Below are 24,545 nucleotides of genomic sequence, written 5' to 3'. Positions count from 1 at the left end.
CAACGACAAAGGAGTCCTGCGGATGACCGACACCCAAACAACACCGCGCCGGCGCGCCGAGGTGGATCTCGATCACCACTCGCCAGAATTCCGCGAGGATCCCCACCAACGATTCCGAGAGATGCGTGAATCCGGTTGTCCGGTTGCACACTCCGATCACTACGAAGGCTTCTGGGCGCTGACGGATTACGCATCGGTGTTCGAAGCCGCCCGCGACGACGCCCTGTTCAACTCCTATCCGTCGGTGGGTGTGCCGGCCAGCGACTTTCCATTGCCGATCCTGCCGATCGAGTCCGATCCGCCGGAAACCCAAGAGCTGCGCGAGGTCACCCTCAAGCGGTTCTCGCCAGGCTCCGCCGAACGGTTTCGCGAAGGCGCGATCGAGATGACCAACGAGGCGATCGACGCCTTCATCGAGCGTGGCGAATGTGATCTCGTCGGCGAGCTGACCACGCCGCTGCCGGCCCGATTGATCCTGCGTCTGCTGAAATTCGACGAATCACGTGCCATGGATTGGGTGCACTGGGTACACACCACGGTGCACGATCGCGCCCACGACCCAGAAAAGGCGGGGGCAGCTGGCATGGAGATGTTCGGCGAGATCGTCAAGCACATGACAGAACGCCGCACGGAGGGTCTCGGCGACGACCTGTTCAGCGACATCCTGCGCGGCACGCTGAACGGTCAACCGCTCGACGACGGCCAGATCACCATGTACACGGTGTTGATGATGCTGGGCGGCATGGACACCACCAGCGGATTTACCGGCAACGTGCTGCTTCGCCTGTGCCGGGACACCGAGCTGCGGGAGAAGTTCATCGCCGATCCCAGCTTGATCAAGAACTCCACCGACGAACTGCTACGGCTGTACTCTCCCACCCTGGGACTGGCCCGCACCGTCTCACACGACGCCGAATTTCACGGCCAACCACTGTGCCAGGGCGACCGGGCGATCCTGATGTGGGCTGCCGCCAACCGCGACCCTGCCATGTTCGAGGACCCCGACTCCCTCGATCTTGACCGGCCGAACGCCAAGAAGCACATGGCATTCGGCATCGGCATGCACCGGTGCCTGGGTTCGCACTACGCCAAGATGATGTTCGATGTGATGCTCACCCAGATCCTGTCACGCCTACCGGACTTCCAATTATCCGGTGAGGCAACACTGTTCGAAGACGCCGGCGAGGTGTACGCGGTGCGCGAGCTGCCGGTCACGTTCACGCCCGGCCGAAGGTTGAGCTGACGTTGGAAGAGACGATGTCCACCGTGCAGGTGGTCGGAGCGGCGATCGAGTACACCGAGACCGGCGCTGGGTCGCCGGTGGTGTTCGTTCACGGCGCGTATGTCACTGGCGCGGTGTGGGACGAAGTTGCCCACTTACTCTCCGATACGCATCGCTGCATCGTCCCCACCTGGCCGCTCGGCGCACAACGCAAGCCCCTTGACGAGCCGGTGGACCTCTCGGTGGCCGCTTCCGGGCGACGCATCCTGGGGCTACTCGACACATTGGACCTGTCCGACGTAACGCTGGTGGCCAACGACACCGGCGGTGGCATCGTCCTGGCAGCGCTGGGTGACCCAGGGCTCGACTGGGGCCGTGTGTCGCGACTGGTGTTCACGAACTGCGATAGCTACGAACACTTTCCGCCCGGCAGCTTTGCCCCGATAGTGCGCTTGTGCCGACTCAACCGCTTCGTCGGCGCCGTGCTGATGCGGTTGCTGACCACACCGCCTGGGCTGAGGGTGTTTATCGGTGCGGTGACCCGGCAGGGGATCGACCCCGAGCGGCGGCCCGCGATTTTCGGCGGCTTCCTGTCATCCGCGGCCGTCCGTGGCCAGGCAGTGCGCTTTACGGCCGATCTGCACCCCCGCCATACCCTGGCCGCCAGCAGAGCGATCGAGGAATGGACCAATCCGGTCCTCCTTGCCTGGGGCGACGCCGACGACATGTTTCCGCTGTCCCACGCCCGGCGCCTCGCCGACGCCTTCCCGAACGCCGCACTTCAGCCGATCGCCGGCGCTTCCACGTATGTGATGCTGGACCGCCCTGAACAGGCTGCCTCGGCGATCCGCCAGTTCCTGGACAGCTGAGCCAATGAATACCCAAGAGCGGCAGCAGGTCATCGCAGGTAGCGTTGCCGGTCTCCTCGACGAGTGCGCGGCCGCCCGGCCGAACCGGCCATTGTTGCGTGACACCGCAGGCGAGACACTGACGGTGTCCCAGGTCGCCTCGATGTCGGCGGCGGCCACGCAGTGGCTGTGGGACGCCGGTGTGGGGCCCGGCATGACGGTTGCCTGGCAACTGCCCTCGCATGTCCCGGCGGTAGTGCTGATGCTGGCCCTGTCCCGCATGCCCGTCACCCAGGCCCCGGTTCTACACCTCTACCGCCAACGCGAGGTGAGCACCGCCCTCGACGTCGCGAACGCCGATATCCTGTTGGTGGACAACACGACAGCTGACAATGCCCCGTGCGATATCCCTACGGTCGTCATGCCTGATGACCTGCTGACACGCCTGTCTGCCATCCAGGAACCATGCCCCGAACTCAACGGACCGCGCTCAGCGGCAGACCCACACTGGGTGTATTTCACGTCGGGTACCACCGGTCGCCCCAAGGGTGTGGCGCACACGGACGCCACGCTGCTCAGCGCGTCGCGCGGATATGTGGCTTATCTCGGGCTCGGTAGTCATCCGCAGGAAGTCGGCACCATCGCCTTCCCCATCGCACACGTGGGCGGAATGGTCTATCTCGCGGCAGCATTGCTCGGCGACTTTCCGGTGCTGTTGGTCCCGAAGGTCACTGCCGATACCCTGCCCGGCTTGCTTGCAGAGCACCGCGTTACCGTGACCGGCGCCAGCACCGCGTTTTACCAGATGCTCGTTGCGTCCCAAATCGCTTCTCCGACAGCCGATCTTCTCATGCCGTCACTGCGCATGCTGATCGGCGGCGGCGCCGCGTGTCCACCGGAAGTGCATCGGCAGGTACGCCGGCATCTGCGCATTCCGGTGGTGCACGCGTACGGCATGACCGAAGCGCCGATGGTATGTGTCAGCGAGTGCACCGACACCGACGAACAACTGGCCAACAGCGCGGGGCGGCCCATCCCCGGAGCGCGGGTCCGGATCGGGCCGACCGGCGAGATCGAGCTGCGCGGCGACAACCTGACACCGGGCTACGTGGAGGACGAACAGTGGAACCGGGCGTTGACGGCTGACCGCTGGTTCCACACCGGGGACCGAGGGTATCTGCGTCCTGACGGTCGCATCGTGGTCACCGGTCGAACCAAAGATCTGATCATCCGCAAGGGCGAGAACATCGCGCCCGACGAGATAGAGAACGAGCTGCTGGCTCATCCGCTCGTCGACGAGATCGCAGTGCTGGGTCAGCCTGACGAGCTGCGCGGTGAGCTGGTGTGCGCGGTGGTGCGGCGCTCGCCCCAGCACCGCGACGTCACCCTCCATGAACTGTGCACGTTCCTCGACGAGCGCGGGCTGATGAAGCAGAAGTGGCCGGAACGGCTCGTCATCGTAGACGAGTTCCCGCTGAACGGGCTGGGAAAGGTCGCCAAATCCGAACTGGCCCAGCAGATCACAGGAGGAGACCGATGACCGCGCTAGCCGATGACGAGCGCCAGGAATTCGCGCAGTCGGTACGTGCTGCTTGTGAGCGGATGGCCTCCGAGGAGCGGGTGCGTGGCGTCGCCTACGGCGAAGTGAGCGACGACGACGGCGGTTCCGGTTTTGACACGGTCCTCTGGGACGCATTGTGCAACCAGGTCGGGGTGGCCGCCATTGCACTACCCGAACACCTGGGAGGTGCGGGATACGGCGCGTCGGCGCTGGGCGTGGTCGCCCACGAATTGGGGCGCACCGTGGCGCCGGTGCCGTTCGTCAGTTCCGCCGTGTTGGCGACCGGCCTGTTGCTCGAGCTGGCCGAGCACGATCCCGACTCCGACAAGCGGCTCGTCGGACTCGCCGAAGGCCGTCGGATCGCGGCGACGACGCTAACCGGTGATGGCGGACTGTGGCACCGAAATGCGGTGACGTTGACCGCTACTCGAAGCACCGAGCAATGGCGGGTCGACGGAACAGCGCGTCATGTGCTGGGCGGCAGCGTCGCCGACGATCTCGTTGTGGTCGCCAACACCGAGAACGGCGAACCCGCGGTGTTCCTCGTCGACTCTGCCGACGAAGGTGTCGCCAAAGAGGCCGAACGCGTGCTCGACGGCACCCGACCGATGGCCACCCTCACCCTCAGCGGGGCTCGCGCAGTGCTGCTGTCCGGCGCTGGACCGATTGACGACCTCATCCAGCGTCATGTCAACGTGACACTTGCAGTGCTCTCGGCCGAACAGGTCGGCGCGTGCGAGCGGGTACTCGAAATCGCCACCGACTATGCGAGAACCCGCGAACAATTCGGCCGCCCCATCGGCAGCTTCCAGGCAGTCAAACACAAGTGTGCGGACATCCTGGTCGATCTGGAGTGGGCACGGTCGGCATCACAGGCGGCCCTGCAGGCTCTCGACGGCACGGACGGCGCGGCTGATGAAGCGGATTGGCGGGCCGGCATGGCCAAGGCGGTGTGCTCGGAGGCTCTGCGTAACGCCGTGCATGCCAACGTCCAGATTCACGGTGGTATCGGCTTCACCTGGGAGGACTCCGCACATCTTTACCTACGGCGAGCGCGGACCGACGAGGTGTTGTTCGGCTCGCCGGCCCAACACTGGGATCGCTTGGCCACGCTGATCAAGTTGGCCTGACCTCGCAGTATCCCCGGCTGGATTCGCTTGCCCGCCTCCGCCAGGGTGACTAGACTCACAGTTAAATAACTAAATGTTTTTCTCTTTTGCAGCCCATTTGACCGCGTCGCCACGAGGAGGCACCTGTGCCGTTGCAGCCCTGGATGGAAATGATCTCCGTCGACGATCACCTGATCGAACACCCGAAGGTGTGGAGTGATCGACTGCCCACCAAATATCTGGAGGCCGGGCCGAAGATCATCGAGTGGGAACGTCCGGACACCGGCCAGATATGCCAGGTCTGGGAGTACGAGGGCCGGATCTACCCCTACATCGGGCTCAACGCGGTCGCGGGCAAGAAGCCCGAGGAGTACGGCATCGAGCCGGTGCGCTACGACGACATGATCCCGGGCTGCTATGACCCGAAGGCGCGGGTGGCCGACATGGACATCGACGGGGTGCAGGCGATGACCTGCTTCCCGTCCTTCCCTCGCTTCGCCGGCGCGGTCTTCGCCGAGGGTGACGACAAAGAACTGGCCAAACTCTGCTCGGCCGCGTGGAACGACTTCCACCTCGACGAGTGGGCAGCCACTGCGCCGGACCGCTTCATCCCTGTTGCGATGCTGCCGTTCTGGGATGTCGAGGCCAGCGTGAAGGAAATCCATCGTGTTGCGGCCAAAGGCGCCAAGTGCGTGACTTTCCCCGACCTGCCCGACAAGTTGGGACTGCCGTCGGTGCACTCCGACCACTGGGATCCGCTGCTGTCAGCGCTGGAAGAAACCGGTCTGGTGCTGGCCCAGCACTTCGGGTCGGGCGGGTTCCCGCCACCGATCGCTCCCGACGCACCGTTCGCCGTGTTCATCACCCTGATGGGCACCATGTCGATGACCGCGTTGACCGACTGGCTGTTCTCCCACACCCTCTACCGACACCCCGACCTCAAGATCGGGCTGTCCGAAGGCGGAATCGGCTGGATTCCCTACATCCTGGAGCGCGCCGACAGCGTGTGGCGCAAGCATCGCTTCTACAACAACATCAACCAGGACCATCCGCCGACATACCTGTGGAAGAAGCACTTCCACGGTTGCTTCATCGAGGATGACTTCGGCGTGGAGATGCGCCATGCAGTGGGCATCGACCAGATCACCTGGGAATGCGATTACCCGCATTCAGACTCCTTCTGGCCACAAAGCCGTGAACGCGCAGCGCAGGCATTACAGAAGGTGCCCGACGACGAGGTTCATCGCATCGTCGAACTGAATGCGCGCCAGTTCTACAACTTCCCGCGAGTGGCATGACCGGAGACGATGTGGAACGGATCGACCAACTTCCTCAGTCGGACTGGACAGATCAGGATCTCCTCACCAAGGACGAAGCGCGCGAGCGCCTCGTCGAGGAGATCGCTCGCACTCGGGCCCGACTCGACGAAATCACCACGGGTACCGGTGATCCAGCCGAGATCGCTCTGCTCGATCGTCGGCTCCACGCGATGGAATCGATCCACAACGAATACAACGACTATCTGGACGGGAAGTGACTGCGACCCGGCCGAGGCCAAGGAGTAGAAGTGTCGGCTTCCGCTGACGTCGTCGAGGATATCGACGCGGTGCGCGCCCACATCCGTCAGTTTCTTGACAACGCGGACAAACCGGCGGGTCTACGGAACTACGGGCCCACCCCCACTGCGGACGACGTCGAGCCGGGCCGGCAGTGGCACCGCTATCTCGCCGACCATGGCTACACGTGCCTGCACTGGCCGCTCGAATTCGGCGGCGCTGCAGCATCTGTGGCGTACCAGGCGGTGTTCGCCGAGGAATGTGCCCGCGCCGGCGTGCCGCGCCAACTGAATATCACCGGCGCCGATCTCGTCGGCCCGGTGCTGATCAAGTTCGGTAGCCAGGACCAGAAAGATCGCTACCTGGACGGCATCCGGTTGGGCAACGACGTCTGGACCCAGCTGTTCTCCGAACCCGGCGCGGGATCGGACCTGGCCGGCGTGCGTACACGGGCTGCGCGGACCGAGACCGGCTGGCAGGTCGACGGGCAGAAGGTGTGGAGTTCGGCGGCAGCATCGGCGGACTATGGTCTGCTGCTCGCCCGCACCGGCGCCGACAAGCACCACGGACTGTCGATGTTCATTGTGCCGATGGATATTCCGGGAGTCACGGTGCGCCCGCTGACCCAGATGGACGGCGAAAGCAAGTTCAATGAGGTCTTCCTCGACAACGTCGAGTTGGGCGACGAGGCGCTGATCGGTGAGGTCGGGCAGGGCTGGGCGGTGGCGATGGTCACGCTGGGACGCGAACGACTGACGCTGGGTACCCAGGCGGTGGGCATGTTCAAGCTGCACGAGCAGATGGTCGACGCGGCCCGTGACCGCGGGCTGCTGGACCCAGTGCTGTCGCGGTCGATGACGCGGCTGTGGGCCCGGATGTGGCTGCTGCGTTTCACCTGGCAGCGCGCTATCGACTCGGGCGACCTGACATCGCCGGCATTCTCGGTGCTCAAGCTGATGACCTCGGAGACCGACCGCGACCTGGGCGACATGGCTACCGAGGTGTTGGGCACCGATGCCTGCACCGATCCGACGAGCTCCGGTGATGCCGCGGACCTGGTGCATCACATGCTCGTCGGGCGAGCGCAGACGATTTTGGGCGGTACCAGCGAAATTCAGCGCAATATCCTGGGTGAGCGTGTGCTGGGGCTCCCCAAAGAGCCACGATGAGCGCTTGCGCGAAGAGCAGACCGATACGGTGACAGAATCTTTGACCGCAGCAGTCCTGACAAGGGCGTTGCGTGATGAGCTACAGCCCGGCATGACAGTGGCCCTCGGCGACGGCGTGGGTCAGCTGCAGCGCCTCGACGATGGGAGCTCGATCGGGGCGGTGCTCAGCACCGCAGCACGTGCTGTGGGATCCGTGCGGCTGGTACTGGGTTGGCTGCCCGAGCCGTTGGACGGCCTGGACGTAGACGCGTTCACCGAAGCGATTGCGCTGATGCCCGGCTGGGGTGTGCGTGATCTGTTGGGCGACCCGAAGGCACGATTCCTGCCGACCCGACTCGCCGCCATCCCCGCGCTTCTCACCGACCTGCTGCAGCCGCAGCTGTTGCTCACCAGTCTGGTTCGTCGCGACGGACAGCTACAGTTCGGCACCGAGGTTTCCTGGCAACGCACGGTGATCGAGGGCGGGACGAGGACTTTGGCAGTCGTCGACACCACCGCACCAGCGGCTTCGGCTGAACCGCCGCTGGACCCGTCAATGGTCGAGGTGCTCGGCACCGTCAGCAACGGACCCCTCCACACGCCGCAGCGTGCCCCCGAGCCTGTTCACGAGGCACTGGCCGACGCGGTACTGGCCTTGACGCCTGATGGCGCCCGCCTGCAGTACGGCCCGGGACAGCTCGGTGTCGCCCTGCTTCGTCGGGCCAAAGTGCCGTTGCAGATCGATACTGGCATGCTCACCGATGGCGTCGTGGATCTCGACCGGCGGGGGCTTCTGGCAGGGACGCCATCAGCGACGTACCTGTTCGGCGGTGAGGAGTTGTACGACTGGGCCGACGGTCGCGCCATCTTGCGCGGACTGGCCTACACCCACGACTTCACCCGATTGTCGCGCGGCGCACCGCTGATCGCAGTGAACACTGCCGTCGAAATCGATCCATATGGGCAGGTCAACGTCGAAGGTGTGGGCGAGAAGGTGTTCGGAGGGATCGGCGGCCACCCTGACTACTGCGCCGCCGCCAGAATGAGTTGCGGCGGACTGTCGATCATCGCCGTCCCCTCCTCGACGAGAGGGCGTTCCCCCTTGGTGGAACAGCTGAGCCGGCCGGCATCCACCCCTGCTCACGATGTGGACATGATTGTGACCGAATCCGCATACGCCGATCTACGCGGTGCGGACTGGTCGCAACGTCGACGTCTGATCACCGAATTATTCTCAGAGAAAAGGAGATAACGAACGATGCCGACAAGTCCGTTGACCGGAAAAGTCGTCCTGGTAACCGGTGGCGGACGAGGCATCGGCCGCGGCCACTGCCTCGAACTCGCCAAGCAAGGCGCTGCGGTCGTCGTCAACGACCCGGGCGTGGGCCGCGACGGTTCTGGCGGCGACGGGGACGGGCCCGCGGCGGACGTCGTCGCCGAGATCGAGGCGGCCGGCGGCAAGGCCGTGGCGCACACCGGTTCTGTGTCGTGCTGGGATGATGTCGCCGACATGATCTCGACGGCCGTCAACGCTTTCGGCACCTTGACCGGGGTCGTCAACAACGCGGGCATCGTGCGCGATGGCATGGTCGCGACCGTGTCGGAGTCGGACTGGGACGCGGTGATCGCGGTACATCTGAAAGGTACGTTCGCGGTTACCCGGCATGCCTGCGAATACTGGCGCGCCCAGTCGAAAGCCGGCAATCCGCTCGATGCGCACATCGTCAACACCGTCTCGGGTGCGGGATTATGGGGCAATGTCGGCCAAAGCGCGTACGGCGCCGCCAAAGCGGCGATCGCCAACCTCACGGTGGTCACCGCCATGGAAGCGCGTCGTTATGGTGTTGCGGTGAACGCAATTTCGCCGCTAGCGGTCACTCGGATCAGCGCAGACTTCTTCGGCAGTGAGCAGGCCGCCGACCCCGCGCTCGACCCGGCCCGCAGTTCGGCGGTCGTGGCGTGGCTGCAGTCGTCCGAATCATCCTGGCTGACCGGCCAGATCCTGCGGGTGAACGGGCACCAGCTCAGCCGGATCGAGGGGTTTACCGAAGCTCCCGGCCACTATGACTCCAAAGATGGTGTCTCGCTAGACTTCTCCGAGATCGGCCAGGCGGCCAGCTGGCTCTACGGTGCCTCTCCGCGAGGCTTGGCGGGCCCGTTGCCCACGCATCGGTGACAGACGACCTCACACCGATATGACGATGCCCTGGGTAGGGGCCACGATGACACCGAGGATCACCAGAAAAGCTACGCAGCCGGCGACGAGCTTCACGGTCTCGTCCCACAATTCGGCGTTGCTCTGCGGCGGGAGGAAGAACTCGGCCGGCATGTCCTTCATGCTCGTACGTTTGCGCTGTTGGGAGTTCATGTCATCCTCTCGAGTCACGGAATGTAGGGGCTGACGGAGCCGGTTGCCCACCGCATGATCACCAACGGCAGAACCAGGAACATGAAGAAGGTCACCTGGAAGCCGACGAACCACGCTCCCAGGCGCATAAGTTCGAACCGCCACCGTGGGATCGTGACCTCGTAGTTCAGGAAGTTGTCGAACTCCTGTTCTTTGGTCAGCCGGGTCGGCACCGTCGCCACTGCGACATCACCCTGAGAGGTGGTGCCGCCGGTCGCCGGCGCACCAGGCACCGATTTGGGTCTGGTGAATCGATCCAATCGGCAGAACCGCTCAAGGTGGTTGAGACCCCGGATCGGGGGCTTACCCGCCCAGTAGGCGATCAGGTTGGGCCACGTGCACATGATGCCAATGGTCCATAGCAGCGTGATCCGGCCACCGTTGCCCCACTCCAGGACTGGGCCGATACCGGGGTCATACGTCCACCATCCCATCGCCGTGGCAGTCCCCTCCACCACGAAATCCCAGACGTAGTTGACCGGAATCGCCAGCACCAGCATGGATTTCAGCATGCTCCAGCCGAACTTCGAGGCCACCCACTGACTCAGCCACAGCACCAACAGCGCGTGTACACCCCAATAGACCGCATACGCGAACGGCATGAACAGCGGGTCATTGGGCGTCTTGAGGGGCAACCACTCGAGAAGGTGATGCTCGGTGAACGCCGGGCTGTAGAACAGCTGCTGCCCCCAGTCCCCGATGGTTTCCATCCAGTACACGGCGATGCTGTTGAAGAGGAACAGAAAACCCCAGGTCAGCCGTCGCCTGCGGGCGACATCGGCGATGGCCAGCACGATGAAGATGCTGCCCACAATGGGTATCACCCAGTTGAAGACCCACACTCCGCTGGGATCCAGCGTGGCCGGCGGTACCAACTCTTCCGAAGCGAAAAACACGGTGCCACTCCCGGTTCGACTATTAGTGAAGGTAGCTTCACCATTTTTGGCTGTAATGTCAACCACGTGAATGGCGAACCGATTCGCGCCCCAGCGCGAACAGACCGCGAGCTCGTGCAATTTCAGACGAGTTCTCTGCAGCGGCACGCCATCGAATTCGGTGAGTGGATGATGCGCGCCAGCCTGGAACGCTCACACTCGCTCGGCCACACCAGCCTGCGGCCCGCGCATGCCCGGTTGATGGTTTTCCTCGGGTGGGAGGGCAGTCGCATCTCCGATATCGCCCGCGCCCAGGATGTCTCGAAGAACGCCATCGGGCAACTCGTCGACGAATTGGTGGCGCTCGGCTATGTCGAGCGAGTCGCGGATCCCGATGATCGACGCGCGAAGATCGTGCGATACACCCAGCAAGGTGTCGACATGATGGCAGATGCCGCGGCGGTCGGCGAGCGGCTCGATACTGAGATCGCTGACATCATCGGGCCACGGCGCCTGGGGCAGTTGCGGTCAACCCTGGCCGACCTCTGCCAGAACCTCAAGCTCGGACCCGCCTAATCGGCCGCTCTCCTTCACCCTGTCGCGGTACGGTCAGCGGCCGCTCGATCACGATAGAACTCCACGGCTTTGCGAATTGAATGGTGGATCGGTTCGGGATGCCATCCCAGCTCCCGTTCAGCTTTACCGTGATCCATCGGCGACATGATGTGCATCAGCCGCACGCTCAACGTCGAGAGCAACATGTCGCGCCGAAGCACGGCGGCGGCCACATCTCCGCCAAACCCCAAGGCGTACATCGCCTTGAGCGGGATCCCGAATCTCGGCCGCTTGGCTCCGGCGGCGTCTGCCGCGGTTTCATACAGTTCCCGAGCGGTGATGAACCGTTCAGAAATGATGTAACGCTCCCCCACGCGGCCTTTGTCGGCGGCGAGAATCAACGCCCGGGCGGCGTCTTCGATACCGACCACTTCCATCGCCATCTCTTTGACGTAGACAGGCATTTTTCCCGCGGCCGCCGCGGCGACCAGCGACCCGTGCGGGGTCGGTTGCCAGTCGCCCGGACCGTAGGTGTTGGACACACACAGTGCGACCGCCGGCAGCCCGCGGTCGCGCACATAGTCGAGCACCAGGTTCTCGGCTTCGACGCGCGAGCGGATATAGGCCCCGCCCCTGTCCAGCCAGTTGAACGGCTCGTCCTCGGTGGCAGCTCCGCCATTCTCGGATAGCGCGATGGTGCCGATTGTGCTGGTGAACACGAACCGACGTAAGTCGGCGGCGGCCGCGACATCGAGTACCCGGCGCAATCCATCAATGTTGGTGTGGAACAGTGGGGTTGGGTCGCGAAGCCAGGCCCTGGCGTCCACGACGCAGTAATAGACGTCGTCGCAGCCGTCCATCGCCTCGCGCACCGCAGTGTCGTCGAAGATGTCGCCGTACGTGCGGTCCACCTCGAGATCGTCGATTGCCCTGGTGGAACTGGTGCGGCGAAGTAGAACCCGTACGGATTCTCCGTTCTCGACCAATTGGCGTACGACGTGCGAGCCCAGGAACCCACTGGCCCCGATGACCAGCTTGATGCGACCCGCCACCGCTACACTCCTTTGTCAGTTCGCTGTCATAGTTGGTTTAAACGTCTGCGTCATCTCAAAAATGGGGACAGCAGGCCGTTCGATCACGCGGCGGTGTCAGGAGGTCCCCCTCGGCAGGCGAGAAAGGCCCGGCGATGGCGGTGCAGGGGTTCGGCAACACGCGGTGCGTTCACCGCTCTACAGGGCGGTGAAGCCGGCGTCCACCGCAAGAGTGGCTCCCGTGATGTACCGAGCCTTGTCGCTGGCCAGCCACACCACGACGTTGGTGACATCCTGGGCCTCGATGAACGGAACCGGCAGCAGGTTGGTCGCGAGCTTTGGCACCGACGGATTCTCCTGGAACACCTGGCCCATGTGTTCGTTGAGCACCATGGGAGTAGCCACCCCGGTGGGATGGATTGTGTTGACCCGAATGTTGTGCTCGGCGTATGCATGTGCGGCCGACCGCATCAGACCCACGACACCATGTTTGGATGAGGCGTAGCCGAACGCGGCCGCCGACCCGTCGCCCCCGCGACCGACCAAGCCTTGCGTCGAACTCGTCAAGATGATCGAACCACCTTGGCCCTTACGGATGATCGAAGGCACAGTCGCGACGATGGTATTCCAGGCGCCAAAGAGGTTGGTTTCGACGATATCCCGATAGACCTGCTCGTCGAACGGGTCGGTTCGTCCGGTCGCGACCACACCGGCATTGGCCACCACGATGTCGATGTCGCCAAGCTCGGCAATCCCCGACTGCACGCTGTTCTGTAGATCGGCGAGGTGGCGAACATCGCAGACGTAGGTTGCGACGCGTCGGCCCGCATTCTGAACGAGCCGGACGGTCTCGTCGAGATCCTCTTTGGTTCCGAGCGGGTACGGAATCGAGTCGACGTCTGCCGCGATATCGACCGCGATGATGTCGGCGCCTTCTTCGGCCAGCGCCACGGCGTGGCTGCGTCCTTGGCCCCCGTGCCGCGCCGGTAACCAACGCAACCTTACCTGCCAGTTGTTCCATATCGATCCCGTCCTCACACCGCTTTCAACGGCGTGGCTAGCGGCTGAAGTAGGCGAGCGGGCGCTCGACGAACTCGAAGACCACACCGTCTGGTGAGCGCAGGAACGCGATGTGCAATCCCTCGATCTTCGTTCCGGGCAGCGGACACCACACCGGATCACCCATGCGCTCAACCGAATCGGGCACGGCGGCCAGCGCGTCATGGACGTTCTCCACCCGCAACGCGCAGCGGTACAGCCCCTGACGATTGCCGCCCCACGGTACCGGTGCCGGACTGGTCGCCGGATGCTGGACCACAACGAGGGCGAACTGATGCCCGTCCTCGGCGAGCGTGTAACGGGCGACCACACAGTCTGTTTCACCGGTTCCCCCCGGAGTCAGTTGAGCACCGGTCACCGGTATTGTCTTTGGCGCGTCGACTTCGTCAAACCCGATGGCGGTGAGGAACTCGCCGGTGGCCGCCGCGTCGATCGCCGCGATCCTGACGCCGTTGAACAACCCACCGGTCGACGCATCGGCGCCGGCAGGTAGTTCGGTCAACTCGATCACCACTCCGTCCAGATCGATCGCGAGCACCGTTTTGCCGCCACCGAGCAGACGGTCGACCCGCTCGCCCACCGATAACCCGGCATCACGAAGCTGCGAGGCCACATTGTCGACGTTCGCCACGCCTAACTGTGCGGCTCGAATCCCAGGCCGGAACGGATCGGTGCCTGTATCCCGACCCAACGCCGGCGAGAAGTACTCGATGGCCTCCAATGCGCATCCCCCACGGCCGCCGCGGGCATCATAGAGGAACGAAGTGGCACAAACGGTTTCACCGTCCAGACCGAGGATCGTCCCGTCCGTGGGTACCGCCGGATCGGTCCGCATCCGCGCCTTCAGGCCGAGGACCTCGGAATAGATCCGCTCGGTCGCGTCCAACGAAGCACAGTTCAGGTTGACGTGCAGAAAACGCCGGGCCAGAACATCGGCTGCCACTAAAGGACCACCGAGTTGATCTTGAAGTCGATGATCTCGTCCTCGCTGAAACCGAGCTCGGAGAGCAGAGCGTCGGTGTGCTCGCCATGCCCTGGCGCACAGGTCAGGTTCAATGCCGCCTCGTCGAACTGCACCGGGCTGGCCGCCAACGCGAACTCGTTGCCGTTCACGTCCGTTGCGCGGGGTAGGTAGCCGTTCGCGATCACCTGCGGGTCCTCGTGCACCTCGCGAGCGGTACGCATCACATCCCACACACCATCGAATCCCGCAAAAGCCTTCTCCCAATGCGGCAGATCCTCGGATTCGAAGCTTCGCCGCAACTCGGCGATGCATTCGACGCGGTTGCCGAATCTCACTGCAGCACTGGAGAACCGGTCATCGTCGATCAGGTCAGGCCGACCGAGCCGGGCGCAGAAGTCCGACCAGAATCGATCCGCCTGCAGCAGTACGAACGCGATGAACCGATTGTCACGGGTCTTGTAGATGCTGGCGATCGGGTTGGGCATCTCGTCCAGGTTGAACTTCGGAATGTCCTGGCCGGTGACACCTGAACCGACGATGTCCGGACCGAGCTGCCAGATCGCGGCATTCAGCAGCGACACATCAACGACCGAAGGTTCACCGGTGCGCTCCCGCTTGACCAATGCCGCGGCGATACCACCGGCAATCGCCAGGCCGCCGTATGAGTCGCCAAAGGCCGGCCGTTGTATCGGCGGATAGGAACCGGCGCCGTCGGAGTACGCGTCGCCGATGCCGCCGCGTGCCCAGTAGGCCGCGAGATCAAACCCGCCCTGTGAAGCCTGGTCCCCCTTGGTTCCGTAGCCATGGCCCCGGGCGTAGATGATCTTGGGGTTCCGGGCCCGGACCTGGTCTACGTCAATTCCCATGCGCTGCCGCGAATCCGGCAGCAGGTTCGTGACAAACACGTCAGCAGTCTCGATCAGCTTCATCAGCAGTTCCAGGCCCTCAGGTGTGGACGTATCCAATCCGATGCTGCGCTTCCCGCGGTTGGGCTGCTCGATGAAGTGATTCACTCCCCCTGCGCCGGTGACGATTCCAGAGCTGATCAGCCCCCGCTGCGGATCTCCGGTCTCGGGGTGTTCGATCTTGATGACATCGGCTCCCCAGTCGGCGAGGACGGCGCCTGCGGCCGGTACGAACGTCCAAGCCGCCAGCTCGACAACTCGGATCCCATTGAGAATGTCGGTCATTGATTCCTCGCTTCAGATCAGGGGCGGGTGGTCAGTGGGAACGGATGCCGAATTGGATGTCACGGATACTCCGGAACGGCACGAAATCGGGCTTGCCGTACCACGACGGGCGGGCCTGGTGGCCGGGCTGAGGACGCGCCCAGTCGACCCAGGGCCCCCAGTCGGCCCGACTCAGTTTGTCCTCGAGGGTCTGCGGGAAGTCGCGCTCCGCGTCGGTGTAGCGGCGGGCGAAATCCTTCATCTCGCCCACAATCCAGATGTCCTCTTCGCGACTCCACTTCCCGTCACCGGCGTAGTCGACGATCTGATAAGACGGGAAATCGATCGGCGGAGCTCCCGGCTCGGGGTTATCGGCTCGGTTGAGGCACTCGTACACCACCCTGTCACCGTCGATGACGTACCACTTCAGGACTGTGTACACCATGGGGGACGCCCCCATGGTCCCTTCGAGGTACGGCGCAATCTCCTTGGGGCCGACGAACGTTCCGTAGAAGTGATCGAAGTACGGTGCGTCGTCGGTGAACAGGTTCGCCCAACCTACCCAGTCCTCCATTACGGGACCGGTCAGGTAGTAATGCCGGAATTCGTGTTCGACCTCTGCACGGTCTGTCATGGCTACGGCGCCCCTCCATCGGCATAGATGGTCTGGCCTGTCACGAATCCGCACCGATCCGACAGCAGGACCGCGATGAGTGCCCCGATCTCATCAGGCTGGCCGGGCCGGGCCAGTGCCGCGTCGAATCCGAAGTCCTCGACAAGGGCCCGCTCCAACGCCTCTTCGTAGGGATACCCCTTGTTCTCCGCGATGTAGCCGCGAATAGCGTGCAGCGCATCGGTTTCCACCGCACCGGGCGCAATGGAGTTGGCCCGGATCCCGTCCTTGCCGTACGTGCGGGCAATACCGCGGGTGAATGTCGCCACTGCGGCCTTCAGGCTGGCATACGGCAGGCGGGGTTCATGCGGTGCTCTCGACGAGTAGGCGGACGTGGTGACGACCGCCCCCTTCGTCTTGACCAGATGTGGGATTGCGGCCTGGACACTTCGTGTCGTCGCGAGCAGCACGTCACGGAACGCCGCGTCCCACGCGTCGTCGCCGGAGTCGATCGGCATCATTCCGGCGGTACCCATGGTGATGGCGATGCCATCTAGACGTCCCAGCAGTTTCACCGCGTCGGTAACCGCATCGACGGCCGCACCCGGCTTGCTCACGTCGGCGGTGACGGCGTACGCCGCCGACGCGCCCGCTTCGATGAGAACGTCGACGGCCGCTTTGGCCCTCGTCTCGTCGCGGCCGATCACTGCCACGGCGGCCCCGTCTGCGGCCAACACCTTGGCACCGGCCAAGCCCATCCCGGCCGTACCTCCGACGAGGGCATATGCCTTGTCGCGGACATTCAGATCCACCGGCGATCGCCTTTCAATTAGTGAACATAACTGTCAGAAGCGTAGCTCAGTCGATGCCGGAAGAGAAGAGTAGTCACCAGATAAAGCGTTGATTTTGCCTCATGTGTACATGACACAAATGCCAGACATCACGAGCCGCGACCGCCTACGCAGGCGTGTACGCGATGACCTTCGTCTGCAGATGCTGTTCGAACCCCTCGACGCCGTTCTGCCGTCCGACGCCGCTCATCTTGTAGCCGCCGAACGGCGCATCGGCGCCGTAGAAGATGGCACCGTTGACGTTCACCGATCCGCTGCGGATCCGGCGGGCCACGGCCATTGCGCGCTCGTTGGAGCCCAGCACGGCCCCGGCCAGTCCATACATCGAGTTGTTGGCCATCTCGACCGCACCATCATCGCCACCGTCGTACGGCGTGATGGTGATGACCGGGCCGAAGATCTCCTCCTGGAACACCCGGTGCTCCGGGCTGACATCGGCGAGAATCGTTGGTGCGATGAAGTATCCGCGGTCCAAGCCTTGGGGCTTGCCGCCACCGACGGTCACCCGAGCGCCCTGGTCTTGGGCCACCTGGATGTAGCCCAGCACCCGGTCGCGCTGCTTGGCCGATACCAGCGGGCCGCAGAAGTTGGCCGGGTCGCTGGGGTCGCCGACGGTTACCGAGGCGAACGTCGCGGTAGCCATCTCCACAGCGGCCTCGTAGTGCTTGCGCGGCACCAACATCCGGGTGGTCAGGGCGCAACCTTGGCCTGAGTGCATGAGCGCCCCGATGCAGCCGGGCACGGTCGAGGCCAGATCTGCGTCATCGAGCAGCAGGTACGCCGACTTGCCGCCGAGCTCCATCAAGTTGCGTTTCATGGTCGCGGCACTCAGCCGCGCAATCAGCTCCCCGACCGCAGTCGAACCGGTAAACGAGACCATGTCCACCCGAGGGTCGGTCAACAGGGGGCGGGCAACGTCGTTATCGGAGGTAGGCACGATGTTGACGACTCCGGCTGGAATATCGGTCTTCTCGGCGATGATGCGGCCCCAGCGCAGGGCGTTCCAGGGGGTTTCGATCGCCGGTTTGAGCACCATGGTGTTGCCGGTGGCCAGGATCTGGCCGATTTTGTTGCTGATGATCTCGAACGGGAAGTTCCAGGGCGTGATGGCGGCGACTACGCCCATCGCCTCCTTGACCACAACGCGGTTGTACGGCGCGCCCATCAGGGCTGCCTCGTCGAGCTGGCGTTCCCAGGCAAAGTCCGAGATGTGCTGCGCCGGCCACCGGATCGCGTCGGCCAGCGGCCACTCCAGCTGCGCAATGTGGGTCATTCCCAGCGGCGCGCCTGCCTCGGCGACCAACTCGGCGCGCATGTCCTCTTTATCCTCCTGCAGCGCGTCGTGCAACTGCATCAGACAACGTTGGCGGAACTCATGGTTGGTCGACCAGTCGGTGGTGTCGAACGCCCGCCGGGCCGCCGCGATCGCCTGCTCCATGTCGACGGAACCCGCGTCGGGGGTGCGACCGAGTACCTCCTCGGTCGCGGGGTTGATGTTCTCGGCGGTACGACCGGCAGTCGCGTCGCACAATTGGCCGTCGATGAACAGCCGGGTCTCGGGGTTGAAGTTGACGGTGGCGGCGGCGATCGGTGAAGCCGTCATTGGCAGTCCCTCTCCAGGAAGTGTTGGCGTGCGCTAGTGTAGCCCTTTATAGATAATTGTTTAGCGGATTCAACTTCAAGGTTGGATCTCCAAGCCCATGAAGGGGGTACCGGTTGACCGCCCCTGCCGACAGCGCCTTTACCGGCAGCCGTCACGACGAGTATGTCGCCCAAGTCGCGGTGTACCGCCAGGAATTCCGGCGTTACCTGCGTGAGCTGGACGTGGCCGATCAATGGCGCTCGGCCGCGTTCACCAGCGCCGAGGACAGTCTGGCCCACGATGCCACAGTGATGGGCCGGTTGTACGCCGACGGCTGGAACCGGTACGGATGGCCGGAAACCGCAGGAGGGCTTGGTGGCAACGAAATCCACCGGGCCGTGTACTACGAGGAACTCGGCTACGCGATGCTGCCGATCCCGGCCCAGCACTGGACGCTGGAGACTCTCGGCCCGGCCCTGCTGAAGTTCGCGCCGCACCTGGGCGCGCAATACCTGCCCGGTTACCTCAGTGGTGCCGAATGGTGGGGCCAGAGTTTCTCGGAGCCGGAATCCGGTAGCGACCTCGCCACCCTGCGTACCCGTGCGGTCGACGACGGCGCGGGCGGGTTCGTCATCAGCGGCCAGAAGATCTGGACCAGTCAGGGGCCGACGGCAACCCGGTTGTTGGTGCTTGTCCGCACCGGCGCACCCGAGAGCCGCCACCGCGGACTGACCATGATCATGGTCGACGCTGACGCTCCGGGAGTCACGATTCGTCCGATCGCGCTCGCCAGCGGCCGTCGCGAACTGGCTGAGGTGTTCTTCGACGACGTCCGTGTCGACCGTGACCGGGTGGTGGGCGAAGTCAACGGCGGCTGGGCCGTGGCGATGCACCTCATGCAGTACGAACGCGGTATGTACGGCTACGCCGTGCTGAACAAGGTGCTCACCGAACTGAGCCGGCTGCGGGAGGACATGGTCACCGCAGGCGCGACCACCGCGCAACGTCAGCGCTTCGCCCGGGTTTACGTCGACGTGGCGGCCGCCCAAGCCCGCACCGCCACCACCGTGCGTCGACTCGCCGCGGGTGAGGCGGTCGGCGCAGACAGCAGTATCGACAAGTTGTTGTTCGGCCGCGCAGAAAAAGAGGTCAACGATCTCATCCTCGAGATGACCAGGGATCACCTGATAGGCGGGTTCGGGGGCGGCGGCGGGGCCCCGCTGAACACCGCGCGTGCCGAGTGGTGGTATTCGCGGGCCGCCACGGTGATGGGCGGGACCGCCGAGGTGCAGCGCGGCATCATCGCCGATCACTTGTTGGGTCTCCCGAAAGAGAGAGGCAAATGACCGACGAATCCTGGCCCATGATCGAGGAGGCGGTATTCCGGCTCTTCGACGAGCTGGCGGGCAAGCGCACCCCCGAGCACGTGGCGATCGGCCCGCGGCTCGCCGACCTGGGCTGGTCGGATATCGAGGCCGAGTATCCGGTGGAGGCCTGCGAGCTACTGTTCCGCGCCCAGGGCCGCTCGCTGGCCCTCACCGACTGTCTTGACCGCGTCATGGTGGCCGAACTGGTGGGACTGCTCGATGGACCTGTCGACCACGTCCTGCTGCCCGGTCTGACGCCCGGATATCTCCCCGGCTCCGACGAGAGTCATGTCTCGGGCATCGTGCTGGGCCCGTTGCAGGGCCGGCTGGTGGTCCCTGTCCCGGGGCCGACGGGTTCGGTGTCGATCGGTGTGCTCGATGCCGCCAAGCTACGCGGTGAGCGGCTGGACACCTTTGATGCGTCGACGTTCTGGACGCGGGTCAGCGGCCCGATCGCCACCACGCTGGTCGAGGCCACCGCGCAATGGAACCAGGCGCTCGCGGCAGCACAGCGGGCGCTGGCCACCGAGCTGGTGGCCCTTGCCGAGCAGGCGCTGAGCATCGCGGTCGATCACGTCAGCGTGCGCGTACAGTTCGGCGGTCCCATCGGATCGTTCCAGTCTCCCCGGCACGCATTGGCCGACGCCTCGGCGGTGCTCGCCGGAGCTCGGGCACTGCTCGGTGAGTCGTGGCGCTACGGCGGCCAACTCTCGGCAGTGACCGCTAAGGCCGCCGCCGGGCGAGCACATCGCACGGTCAGCGATGTGGCCCTACAGGTATGCGGCGCGATCGGGCTGACCGCTGAGCACGATTTGCACCGCTACGTCGCACGCGGATTCCAGGCGGACGCGTTGTGCGGTTCGCACGATCAGCTTGAGTCACTCCTCGGTGACCGGCTGTTCGAGACCTATGCCCCCGGTCGCGCGCTACCCGCGGTCGTCACCTGGGCCAACTGATCGGCCGAGCAGAGAGAAATTACATGCGCCGCAACATATTCGAAGAGGTTCACGATGACTTCCGGGCAACCGCGCGGGAGTTCTTCGAGCGCGAATGCGTACCGAATGTCGAGAAATGGGAACGCGACGGCAAGGTCAGCCGGGAAGCCTGGTTGGCCGCGGGCGAGCACGGTTTGATCGGCTGGGAGTTCGACGAGTGCTATGGGGGCCTTGGAGTCAAGGACTTCCGGTTCAACCAGATCATCTCCGAAGAGATGTTCGGTACCGGTTCGGTCGGGATCGGCCTGGGCGTGCAGAACGACATTCTGATGCCGTACCTGCAGAAACTCACCACCGAAGAACAAAAAGAACGGTGGTTGCCCAAGTTCATCGCCGGCGAATACATCGGTTCCATCGCGATGTCCGAACCCGCAGCCGGATCGGATCTTGCCGGCATCAAAACCACGGCCCGCGACGAGGGTGACCACTGGGTGGTCAACGGCCAGAAGACGTTCATCAGCAACGGCCTGCTGTCCAAGCTCGTGCTGACCGCCGTCAAGACCGACCCCTCAGCGGGGCACAAGGGCATCAGCCTGCTGATGATCGAAGACGGCATGGACGGGTTCTCCCGCGGCCGCAAACTCGACAAGATTGGCCAGTACTCCGCCGATACCGCCGAACTCTTCTTCGAGGACGTCAAGGTGCCCAAGGAGAATCTGGTCGGCGAACTGAACCGCGGTTTCTACCATCTGGTCTCCAACCTGCCCAGCGAACGGGTCGGCGTGGCCTGTTATGCGCTGCCCGCCGCTCGTCGTGCCCTCGACCTGACCAAGGCCTACGCCCTGGAGCGCACCGCGTTCGGTCAGCCGATCGGCAAGTTTCAGGTCAACCGGCATTTCCTGGCCGAGATGCAGACCAAGCTGGACGCCGCTCAGACCTACCTAGATCAGTGCGTGCTCTCGGTCAACGACGGCACCCTGAGCGACCAGGACGCCGCGGGTCTGAAGTGGTGGACCTCCGAGGTCCAGTGGGAGATCATCGACCGCTGCCTCCAGCTGTACGGCGGATATGGCTACATCAACGAGTACGAGGTGGCCAGGCTGTGGCGTGATTCCCGGGTCCAGCGTCTCTACGCGGGCACCACCGAGATTATGAAGGATCTGATGGGCAGGGCCATGGGATATTGACGATAGCGGTGATGATCTTGGTCACTGGCCGGCCGCGTATCCCCAGATCGGTTCGAGGATTCGGTTAACCTGCCAAATAGTTAACGGATTGAAGCTTTGCACGAGCGGTGGAGGTTGCAATGGAGGTCACCAGTCTTCGGGAGCCGAAGATGGCCGATCGGGTGGCCACGGTGCTGCGCCGGATGTTCATCCGCGGCGAGATCACCGAGGGCACCATGCTGCCTCCGGAATCCGAACTGATGGAGCGCTTCGGGGTGTCGCGTCCCACCCTGCGGGAAGCGTTCCGGGTGCTCGAATCCGAATCGCTCATCCAGGTCCAGCGCGGGGTACGGGGCGGTGCCAGGGTAACCCGGCCGCGGCGGGAGACGTTGGCCCGTTACGCGGGCCTGATCCTCGAATACGAGGGCGTCACCGTCAAAGATGTCTACGATGCGCGGGTCACCCTCGAAGTGCCGATGGTCGAGCAGTTGGCCAAGGACCGCAACCCCAAGGTGATCGCGGAGCTCGAGCAGATCGTCGAACGCGAATCGCAGTTGGAACCGGGCAGCGACGCCGTCGATCAGCTCACCGACTTCCATGCCGCGGTTTCGCGCTTGTCAGGCAACGCCACGCTGCAGATCGTCAGCGACATGCTGCACCACATCATCGAGAAGGCCAACCGCTCGTTGCAGCCCACCAAGGGCGCCCGCGCCGAACAAGCGGTCCGTCGGTCAGCCAAGACACACCGGATGGTGCTCGACATGATCAAGGCCGGCGATGCGGAGAAGGCCGGCGAGTTGTGGCGCAAGCACCTGCAGAAGGCAGAGGAGTTCGTCCTATCCGGATCCGAATTGTCCACTGTCGTCGATCTTCTCGAATGACAGGCGTAGACGATCGGATCACCGGGTACGACCTTGAGACGCCGGACTCGATCCAGGTCCGGTTCGGCATCGAGTATCTGGCGAGCAACGAGAACGAAGCCACGGTCGTGTTCTCGATGCCGATGGACCGATTCCGCAACCCTGTCACCGGCGAGCCGACAATCGGCCCCTTGGCCGTCCTGATCGACGCTGCGGGCGGGATGGTCAACCACTACCGACGCCACAATGGTCAGTGGACCGTCTCCTCGGAGTTGTCGGTGGAGGTCAACCCCGATGACACCAGAGATCTCGACGGACCGGTCATTGCCAGTGCCCGCACTCTGGGCCCGACGGGAGCGACCTCTCTGTCGATCTGCACCCTCACCTATCGCGGAACCGTCATCGGCGGCGGCACGGTGCGGTCGTTTTTCATTCCGGCAGAGGGTGTCCTCATCAAGCGGCCACCGGAAACGTTGCAGCGGTCGGCCGCGACCACCCTGTCCGACCTGATGGCGCTGGAGGTCCGCCCGGACGCGGACGGCCAGGCACTACTGGGCCAACTTGAGGATCCCAACCTGAACAATGACATCGGAATCGTGCACGGCGGCGTGGCGGCAGCCGGCCTCGAACTCGTCGCCTCCGCAGCGATCAACAACACCGACGGCGGGTTGCGGACCGGTTCGCTGCGGGTGAACTTCCTGCGGCCGTTCTTCGCAGGTGCCAATTCCCGCTATGTGGGCACCCCCCTGCGGGTGGGCCGCAACACCGGCGTCGGCGACGCACAGGCCATCGGTGACGACGCCAAGGTGGCGATCACCGCGCGGGTGACCGCCTACCGTTGACCTGAGGCTTTACTTCTTGGAGCGCGACCTGAAGGCCACGACCCGTTCTTTGAACTCCGGTGTCGAGAATGATGTCAGCTCCTCGGCGAGCGCATACTCCAGCACACCGTGCGCGGCGCGGGACAGGTGCATGTTCAGCGCCACCTTCGACGAGCGAAGGGCCTGCGGCGGCAGGGCGGCCAGGCGTTCACCGAGTGCCAGCGCCTCGTCGAGCACCGAGTCGTCACTGACCACCTTGGTAACCAGGTTGAGCTTCTCGGCGATCGGCGCGGTGATCCGATCTCCCAGCAGCACATACTCTTTGGCCTTCATCATGCCGATCAGCAGGGGCAGCATCGCCGCACCACCGTCACCGGCAGTCAGCCCGACCGCGACGTGCGGGTCGGCCAGGTAGCTGTTCTCCCCCATCACCAGCAGATCAGAGAGCAGGGCGATGGAGCACCCGAGCCCCACCGCGGGGCCGTTGACCGCGGACACCAGCGGCTTGGGGAAGTTGATCACCTCGAGGAAAACCGTTCGGGCTTCGTGGATCTGGTACGAGCGCGCCACCTCATCCTCGATCAGGCGACCGAACATCACCATGTCGCCGCCGGCCGAGAAGGCCTTACCCACCCCGGTGGTGACGACCGCGTTGACATCGTCATCGGCGTCGAGCACCTTCCAGATGGTGGCGAACGCGTGGTGTACCTCCTCGGTGACGGCGTTGAACGCCTCGGGGCGGTTGATGCTCACCACGTGCACGTTGCCGTGCTTCTCCACCAGTAACCACGGTGCGAACTGCTCGTAGCCGGCCAAAGTCGAGACCTGGGAAGTCGTCATGTGATG

24 protein-coding genes and 1 pseudogene are annotated in these 24,545 nt (G+C 64.2%); 15 read left to right on the top strand and 10 right to left on the bottom strand.

Going from position 1 to position 24,545, the window contains the following annotated elements:
- Nucleotides 1-22 precede the first annotated feature (22 nt).
- The 9 genes from HBE63_RS27900 (at nt 23) to HBE63_RS27860 (ending at nt 9,620) form a co-directional block, all read left to right on the top strand.
- Complete coding sequence (locus HBE63_RS27900; RefSeq protein ID WP_166908099.1) at nt 23-1,243, top strand: cytochrome P450; 1,221 nt, start codon at nt 23-25, stop codon at nt 1,241-1,243.
- A 14-nt stretch (nt 1,244-1,257) separates the two neighbouring features.
- Nucleotides 1,258-2,091, top strand: a complete 834-nt coding sequence (locus HBE63_RS27895) for an alpha/beta fold hydrolase (protein ID WP_166908097.1) — start codon at nt 1,258-1,260, stop codon at nt 2,089-2,091.
- Between the two features lie 4 nt (nt 2,092-2,095).
- Nucleotides 2,096-3,610 (top strand): class I adenylate-forming enzyme family protein, encoded by a 1,515-nt coding sequence (locus HBE63_RS27890; protein ID WP_208301232.1) that lies wholly within the window; start codon nt 2,096-2,098, stop codon nt 3,608-3,610.
- On the top strand, nt 3,607-4,761 hold the full coding sequence (locus HBE63_RS27885; protein ID WP_166908095.1) for an acyl-CoA dehydrogenase family protein: 1,155 nt from the start codon (nt 3,607-3,609) through the stop codon (nt 4,759-4,761). The genes HBE63_RS27890 and HBE63_RS27885 overlap by 4 nt, the downstream gene beginning before the upstream one ends.
- Nucleotides 4,762-4,886: 125 nt before the next feature.
- A complete protein-coding gene (locus tag HBE63_RS27880) occupies nt 4,887-6,038 on the top strand; it encodes an amidohydrolase family protein (RefSeq protein ID WP_208301231.1) in 1,152 nt (383 codons plus the stop codon).
- Nucleotides 6,035-6,277, top strand: coding sequence for a hypothetical protein (locus tag HBE63_RS27875; RefSeq protein WP_166908093.1), 243 nt, complete (start codon nt 6,035-6,037; stop codon nt 6,275-6,277). Before HBE63_RS27880 ends, HBE63_RS27875 begins: the two co-directional genes overlap by 4 nt.
- 30 nt (nt 6,278-6,307) lie before the next feature.
- Nucleotides 6,308-7,465, top strand: a complete 1,158-nt coding sequence (locus HBE63_RS27870; RefSeq protein ID WP_166908091.1) for an acyl-CoA dehydrogenase family protein — start codon at nt 6,308-6,310, stop codon at nt 7,463-7,465.
- A gap of 28 nt (nt 7,466-7,493) precedes the next feature.
- Nucleotides 7,494-8,696: an acetyl-CoA hydrolase/transferase C-terminal domain-containing protein gene (locus tag HBE63_RS27865; protein WP_371814830.1), complete on the top strand. Its 1,203-nt coding sequence runs from the start codon at nt 7,494-7,496 to the stop codon at nt 8,694-8,696.
- A 6-nt stretch (nt 8,697-8,702) separates the two neighbouring features.
- The gene (locus HBE63_RS27860; RefSeq protein ID WP_208301230.1) at nt 8,703-9,620 is read left to right on the top strand and encodes an SDR family NAD(P)-dependent oxidoreductase; all 918 of its coding nucleotides are present in this window, start codon (nt 8,703-8,705) and stop codon (nt 9,618-9,620) included.
- Between the two features lie 9 nt (nt 9,621-9,629).
- On the opposite strand, the gene HBE63_RS27855 is transcribed toward HBE63_RS27860, so the two are convergent.
- Both HBE63_RS27855 and HBE63_RS27850 read right to left on the bottom strand, forming a co-directional pair.
- Entirely contained in the window at nt 9,630-9,782 is a 153-nt protein-coding gene (locus tag HBE63_RS27855; protein ID WP_166908088.1) for a hypothetical protein, read from the bottom strand.
- Between the two features lie 44 nt (nt 9,783-9,826).
- The gene (locus HBE63_RS27850; protein ID WP_166908087.1) at nt 9,827-10,747 is read right to left on the bottom strand and encodes a spirocyclase AveC family protein; all 921 of its coding nucleotides are present in this window, start codon (nt 10,745-10,747) and stop codon (nt 9,827-9,829) included.
- Between the two features lie 114 nt (nt 10,748-10,861).
- On the opposite strand from HBE63_RS27850, the gene HBE63_RS27845 reads away from it, so the two are divergent.
- Nucleotides 10,862-11,302: a MarR family winged helix-turn-helix transcriptional regulator gene (locus tag HBE63_RS27845; RefSeq protein WP_243858342.1), complete on the top strand. Its 441-nt coding sequence runs from the start codon at nt 10,862-10,864 to the stop codon at nt 11,300-11,302.
- A 14-nt stretch (nt 11,303-11,316) separates the two neighbouring features.
- Here the strand turns inward: HBE63_RS27845 and HBE63_RS27840 are convergent, their stop codons facing one another.
- From HBE63_RS27840 to HBE63_RS27810, 7 genes and pseudogenes are all read right to left on the bottom strand, one after another.
- Complete coding sequence (locus HBE63_RS27840; protein WP_166908085.1) at nt 11,317-12,333, bottom strand: NAD-dependent epimerase/dehydratase family protein; 1,017 nt, start codon at nt 12,331-12,333, stop codon at nt 11,317-11,319.
- Between the two features lie 177 nt (nt 12,334-12,510).
- Nucleotides 12,511-13,333, bottom strand: a pseudogene (locus tag HBE63_RS27835) (mycofactocin-coupled SDR family oxidoreductase).
- Nucleotides 13,334-13,369: 36 nt separating this feature from the next.
- On the bottom strand, nt 13,370-14,314 hold the full coding sequence (locus HBE63_RS27830; RefSeq protein WP_166908083.1) for a VOC family protein: 945 nt from the start codon (nt 14,312-14,314) through the stop codon (nt 13,370-13,372).
- A complete protein-coding gene (locus HBE63_RS27825; protein WP_166908081.1) occupies nt 14,314-15,525 on the bottom strand; it encodes a CaiB/BaiF CoA-transferase family protein in 1,212 nt (403 codons plus the stop codon). Before HBE63_RS27825 ends, HBE63_RS27830 begins: the two co-directional genes overlap by 1 nt.
- 31 nt (nt 15,526-15,556) lie before the next feature.
- Nucleotides 15,557-16,138 carry a nuclear transport factor 2 family protein gene (locus HBE63_RS27820; RefSeq protein WP_166908079.1) on the bottom strand — a complete coding sequence of 194 codons (582 nt, stop codon included), beginning with the start codon at nt 16,136-16,138 and terminating at the stop codon, nt 15,557-15,559.
- Nucleotides 16,139-16,140: 2 nt separating this feature from the next.
- The gene (locus tag HBE63_RS27815; protein ID WP_243858796.1) at nt 16,141-16,875 is read right to left on the bottom strand and encodes an SDR family NAD(P)-dependent oxidoreductase; all 735 of its coding nucleotides are present in this window, start codon (nt 16,873-16,875) and stop codon (nt 16,141-16,143) included.
- A 199-nt stretch (nt 16,876-17,074) separates the two neighbouring features.
- Nucleotides 17,075-18,571, bottom strand: coding sequence for an aldehyde dehydrogenase family protein (locus HBE63_RS27810; RefSeq protein ID WP_166908075.1), 1,497 nt, complete (start codon nt 18,569-18,571; stop codon nt 17,075-17,077).
- Between the two features lie 113 nt (nt 18,572-18,684).
- Between HBE63_RS27810 and HBE63_RS27805 the strand changes: the two genes are divergently transcribed.
- From HBE63_RS27805 to HBE63_RS27785, 5 genes are all read left to right on the top strand, one after another.
- On the top strand, nt 18,685-19,896 hold the full coding sequence (locus HBE63_RS27805; protein ID WP_166908073.1) for an acyl-CoA dehydrogenase family protein: 1,212 nt from the start codon (nt 18,685-18,687) through the stop codon (nt 19,894-19,896).
- Nucleotides 19,893-20,873 carry an acyl-CoA dehydrogenase family protein gene (locus HBE63_RS27800; protein ID WP_036446823.1) on the top strand — a complete coding sequence of 327 codons (981 nt, stop codon included), beginning with the start codon at nt 19,893-19,895 and terminating at the stop codon, nt 20,871-20,873. The genes HBE63_RS27805 and HBE63_RS27800 overlap by 4 nt, the downstream gene beginning before the upstream one ends.
- A gap of 23 nt (nt 20,874-20,896) precedes the next feature.
- Nucleotides 20,897-22,039 carry an acyl-CoA dehydrogenase family protein gene (locus tag HBE63_RS27795; RefSeq protein WP_166908071.1) on the top strand — a complete coding sequence of 381 codons (1,143 nt, stop codon included), beginning with the start codon at nt 20,897-20,899 and terminating at the stop codon, nt 22,037-22,039.
- A gap of 119 nt (nt 22,040-22,158) precedes the next feature.
- On the top strand, nt 22,159-22,899 hold the full coding sequence (locus HBE63_RS27790) for a FadR/GntR family transcriptional regulator (RefSeq protein WP_166908069.1): 741 nt from the start codon (nt 22,159-22,161) through the stop codon (nt 22,897-22,899).
- Nucleotides 22,896-23,720 (top strand): PaaI family thioesterase, encoded by an 825-nt coding sequence (locus HBE63_RS27785; RefSeq protein ID WP_166908067.1) that lies wholly within the window; start codon nt 22,896-22,898, stop codon nt 23,718-23,720. Before HBE63_RS27790 ends, HBE63_RS27785 begins: the two co-directional genes overlap by 4 nt.
- Nucleotides 23,721-23,729: 9 nt before the next feature.
- On the opposite strand, the gene HBE63_RS27780 is transcribed toward HBE63_RS27785, so the two are convergent.
- Nucleotides 23,730-24,539: an enoyl-CoA hydratase/isomerase family protein gene (locus tag HBE63_RS27780; protein WP_166908065.1), complete on the bottom strand. Its 810-nt coding sequence runs from the start codon at nt 24,537-24,539 to the stop codon at nt 23,730-23,732.
- Nucleotides 24,540-24,545 lie beyond the last annotated feature (6 nt).

It is taken from the genome of Mycobacterium sp. DL440, assembly GCF_011745145.1.
GTDB lineage: Bacteria > Actinomycetota > Actinomycetes > Mycobacteriales > Mycobacteriaceae > Mycobacterium.
Note: the sequence above shows the minus strand (reverse complement) of the source record. Positions and strands in the feature narration are given on the sequence as shown.

Excerpts from the sequence above, each read along its gene's own strand:
- HBE63_RS27810 (WP_166908075.1), bottom strand. The coding sequence starts at position 18,571 with ATGACGGCTTCACCGATCGCCGCCGCCACCGTCAACTTCAACCCCGAG.
- HBE63_RS27790 (WP_166908069.1), top strand. The coding sequence starts at position 22,159 with ATGGAGGTCACCAGTCTTCGGGAGCCGAAGATGGCCGATCGGGTGGCC.
- HBE63_RS27885 (WP_166908095.1), top strand. The coding sequence starts at position 3,607 with ATGACCGCGCTAGCCGATGACGAGCGCCAGGAATTCGCGCAGTCGGTA.
- HBE63_RS27900 (WP_166908099.1), top strand. The coding sequence starts at position 23 with ATGACCGACACCCAAACAACACCGCGCCGGCGCGCCGAGGTGGATCTC.
- HBE63_RS27855 (WP_166908088.1), bottom strand. The coding sequence starts at position 9,782 with ATGAAGGACATGCCGGCCGAGTTCTTCCTCCCGCCGCAGAGCAACGCC.
- HBE63_RS27800 (WP_036446823.1), top strand. The coding sequence starts at position 19,893 with ATGACCGACGAATCCTGGCCCATGATCGAGGAGGCGGTATTCCGGCTC.
- HBE63_RS27820 (WP_166908079.1), bottom strand. The coding sequence starts at position 16,138 with ATGACAGACCGTGCAGAGGTCGAACACGAATTCCGGCATTACTACCTG.
- HBE63_RS27795 (WP_166908071.1), top strand. The coding sequence starts at position 20,897 with ATGCGCCGCAACATATTCGAAGAGGTTCACGATGACTTCCGGGCAACC.
- HBE63_RS27785 (WP_166908067.1), top strand. The coding sequence starts at position 22,896 with ATGACAGGCGTAGACGATCGGATCACCGGGTACGACCTTGAGACGCCG.
- HBE63_RS27825 (WP_166908081.1), bottom strand. The coding sequence starts at position 15,525 with ATGACCGACATTCTCAATGGGATCCGAGTTGTCGAGCTGGCGGCTTGG.
- HBE63_RS27815 (WP_243858796.1), bottom strand. The coding sequence starts at position 16,875 with ATGGGCTTGGCCGGTGCCAAGGTGTTGGCCGCAGACGGGGCCGCCGTG.
- HBE63_RS27780 (WP_166908065.1), bottom strand. The coding sequence starts at position 24,539 with ATGACGACTTCCCAGGTCTCGACTTTGGCCGGCTACGAGCAGTTCGCA.
- HBE63_RS27895 (WP_166908097.1), top strand. The coding sequence starts at position 1,258 with ATGTCCACCGTGCAGGTGGTCGGAGCGGCGATCGAGTACACCGAGACC.
- HBE63_RS27890 (WP_208301232.1), top strand. The coding sequence starts at position 2,096 with ATGAATACCCAAGAGCGGCAGCAGGTCATCGCAGGTAGCGTTGCCGGT.
- HBE63_RS27860 (WP_208301230.1), top strand. The coding sequence starts at position 8,703 with ATGCCGACAAGTCCGTTGACCGGAAAAGTCGTCCTGGTAACCGGTGGC.
- HBE63_RS27875 (WP_166908093.1), top strand. The coding sequence starts at position 6,035 with ATGACCGGAGACGATGTGGAACGGATCGACCAACTTCCTCAGTCGGAC.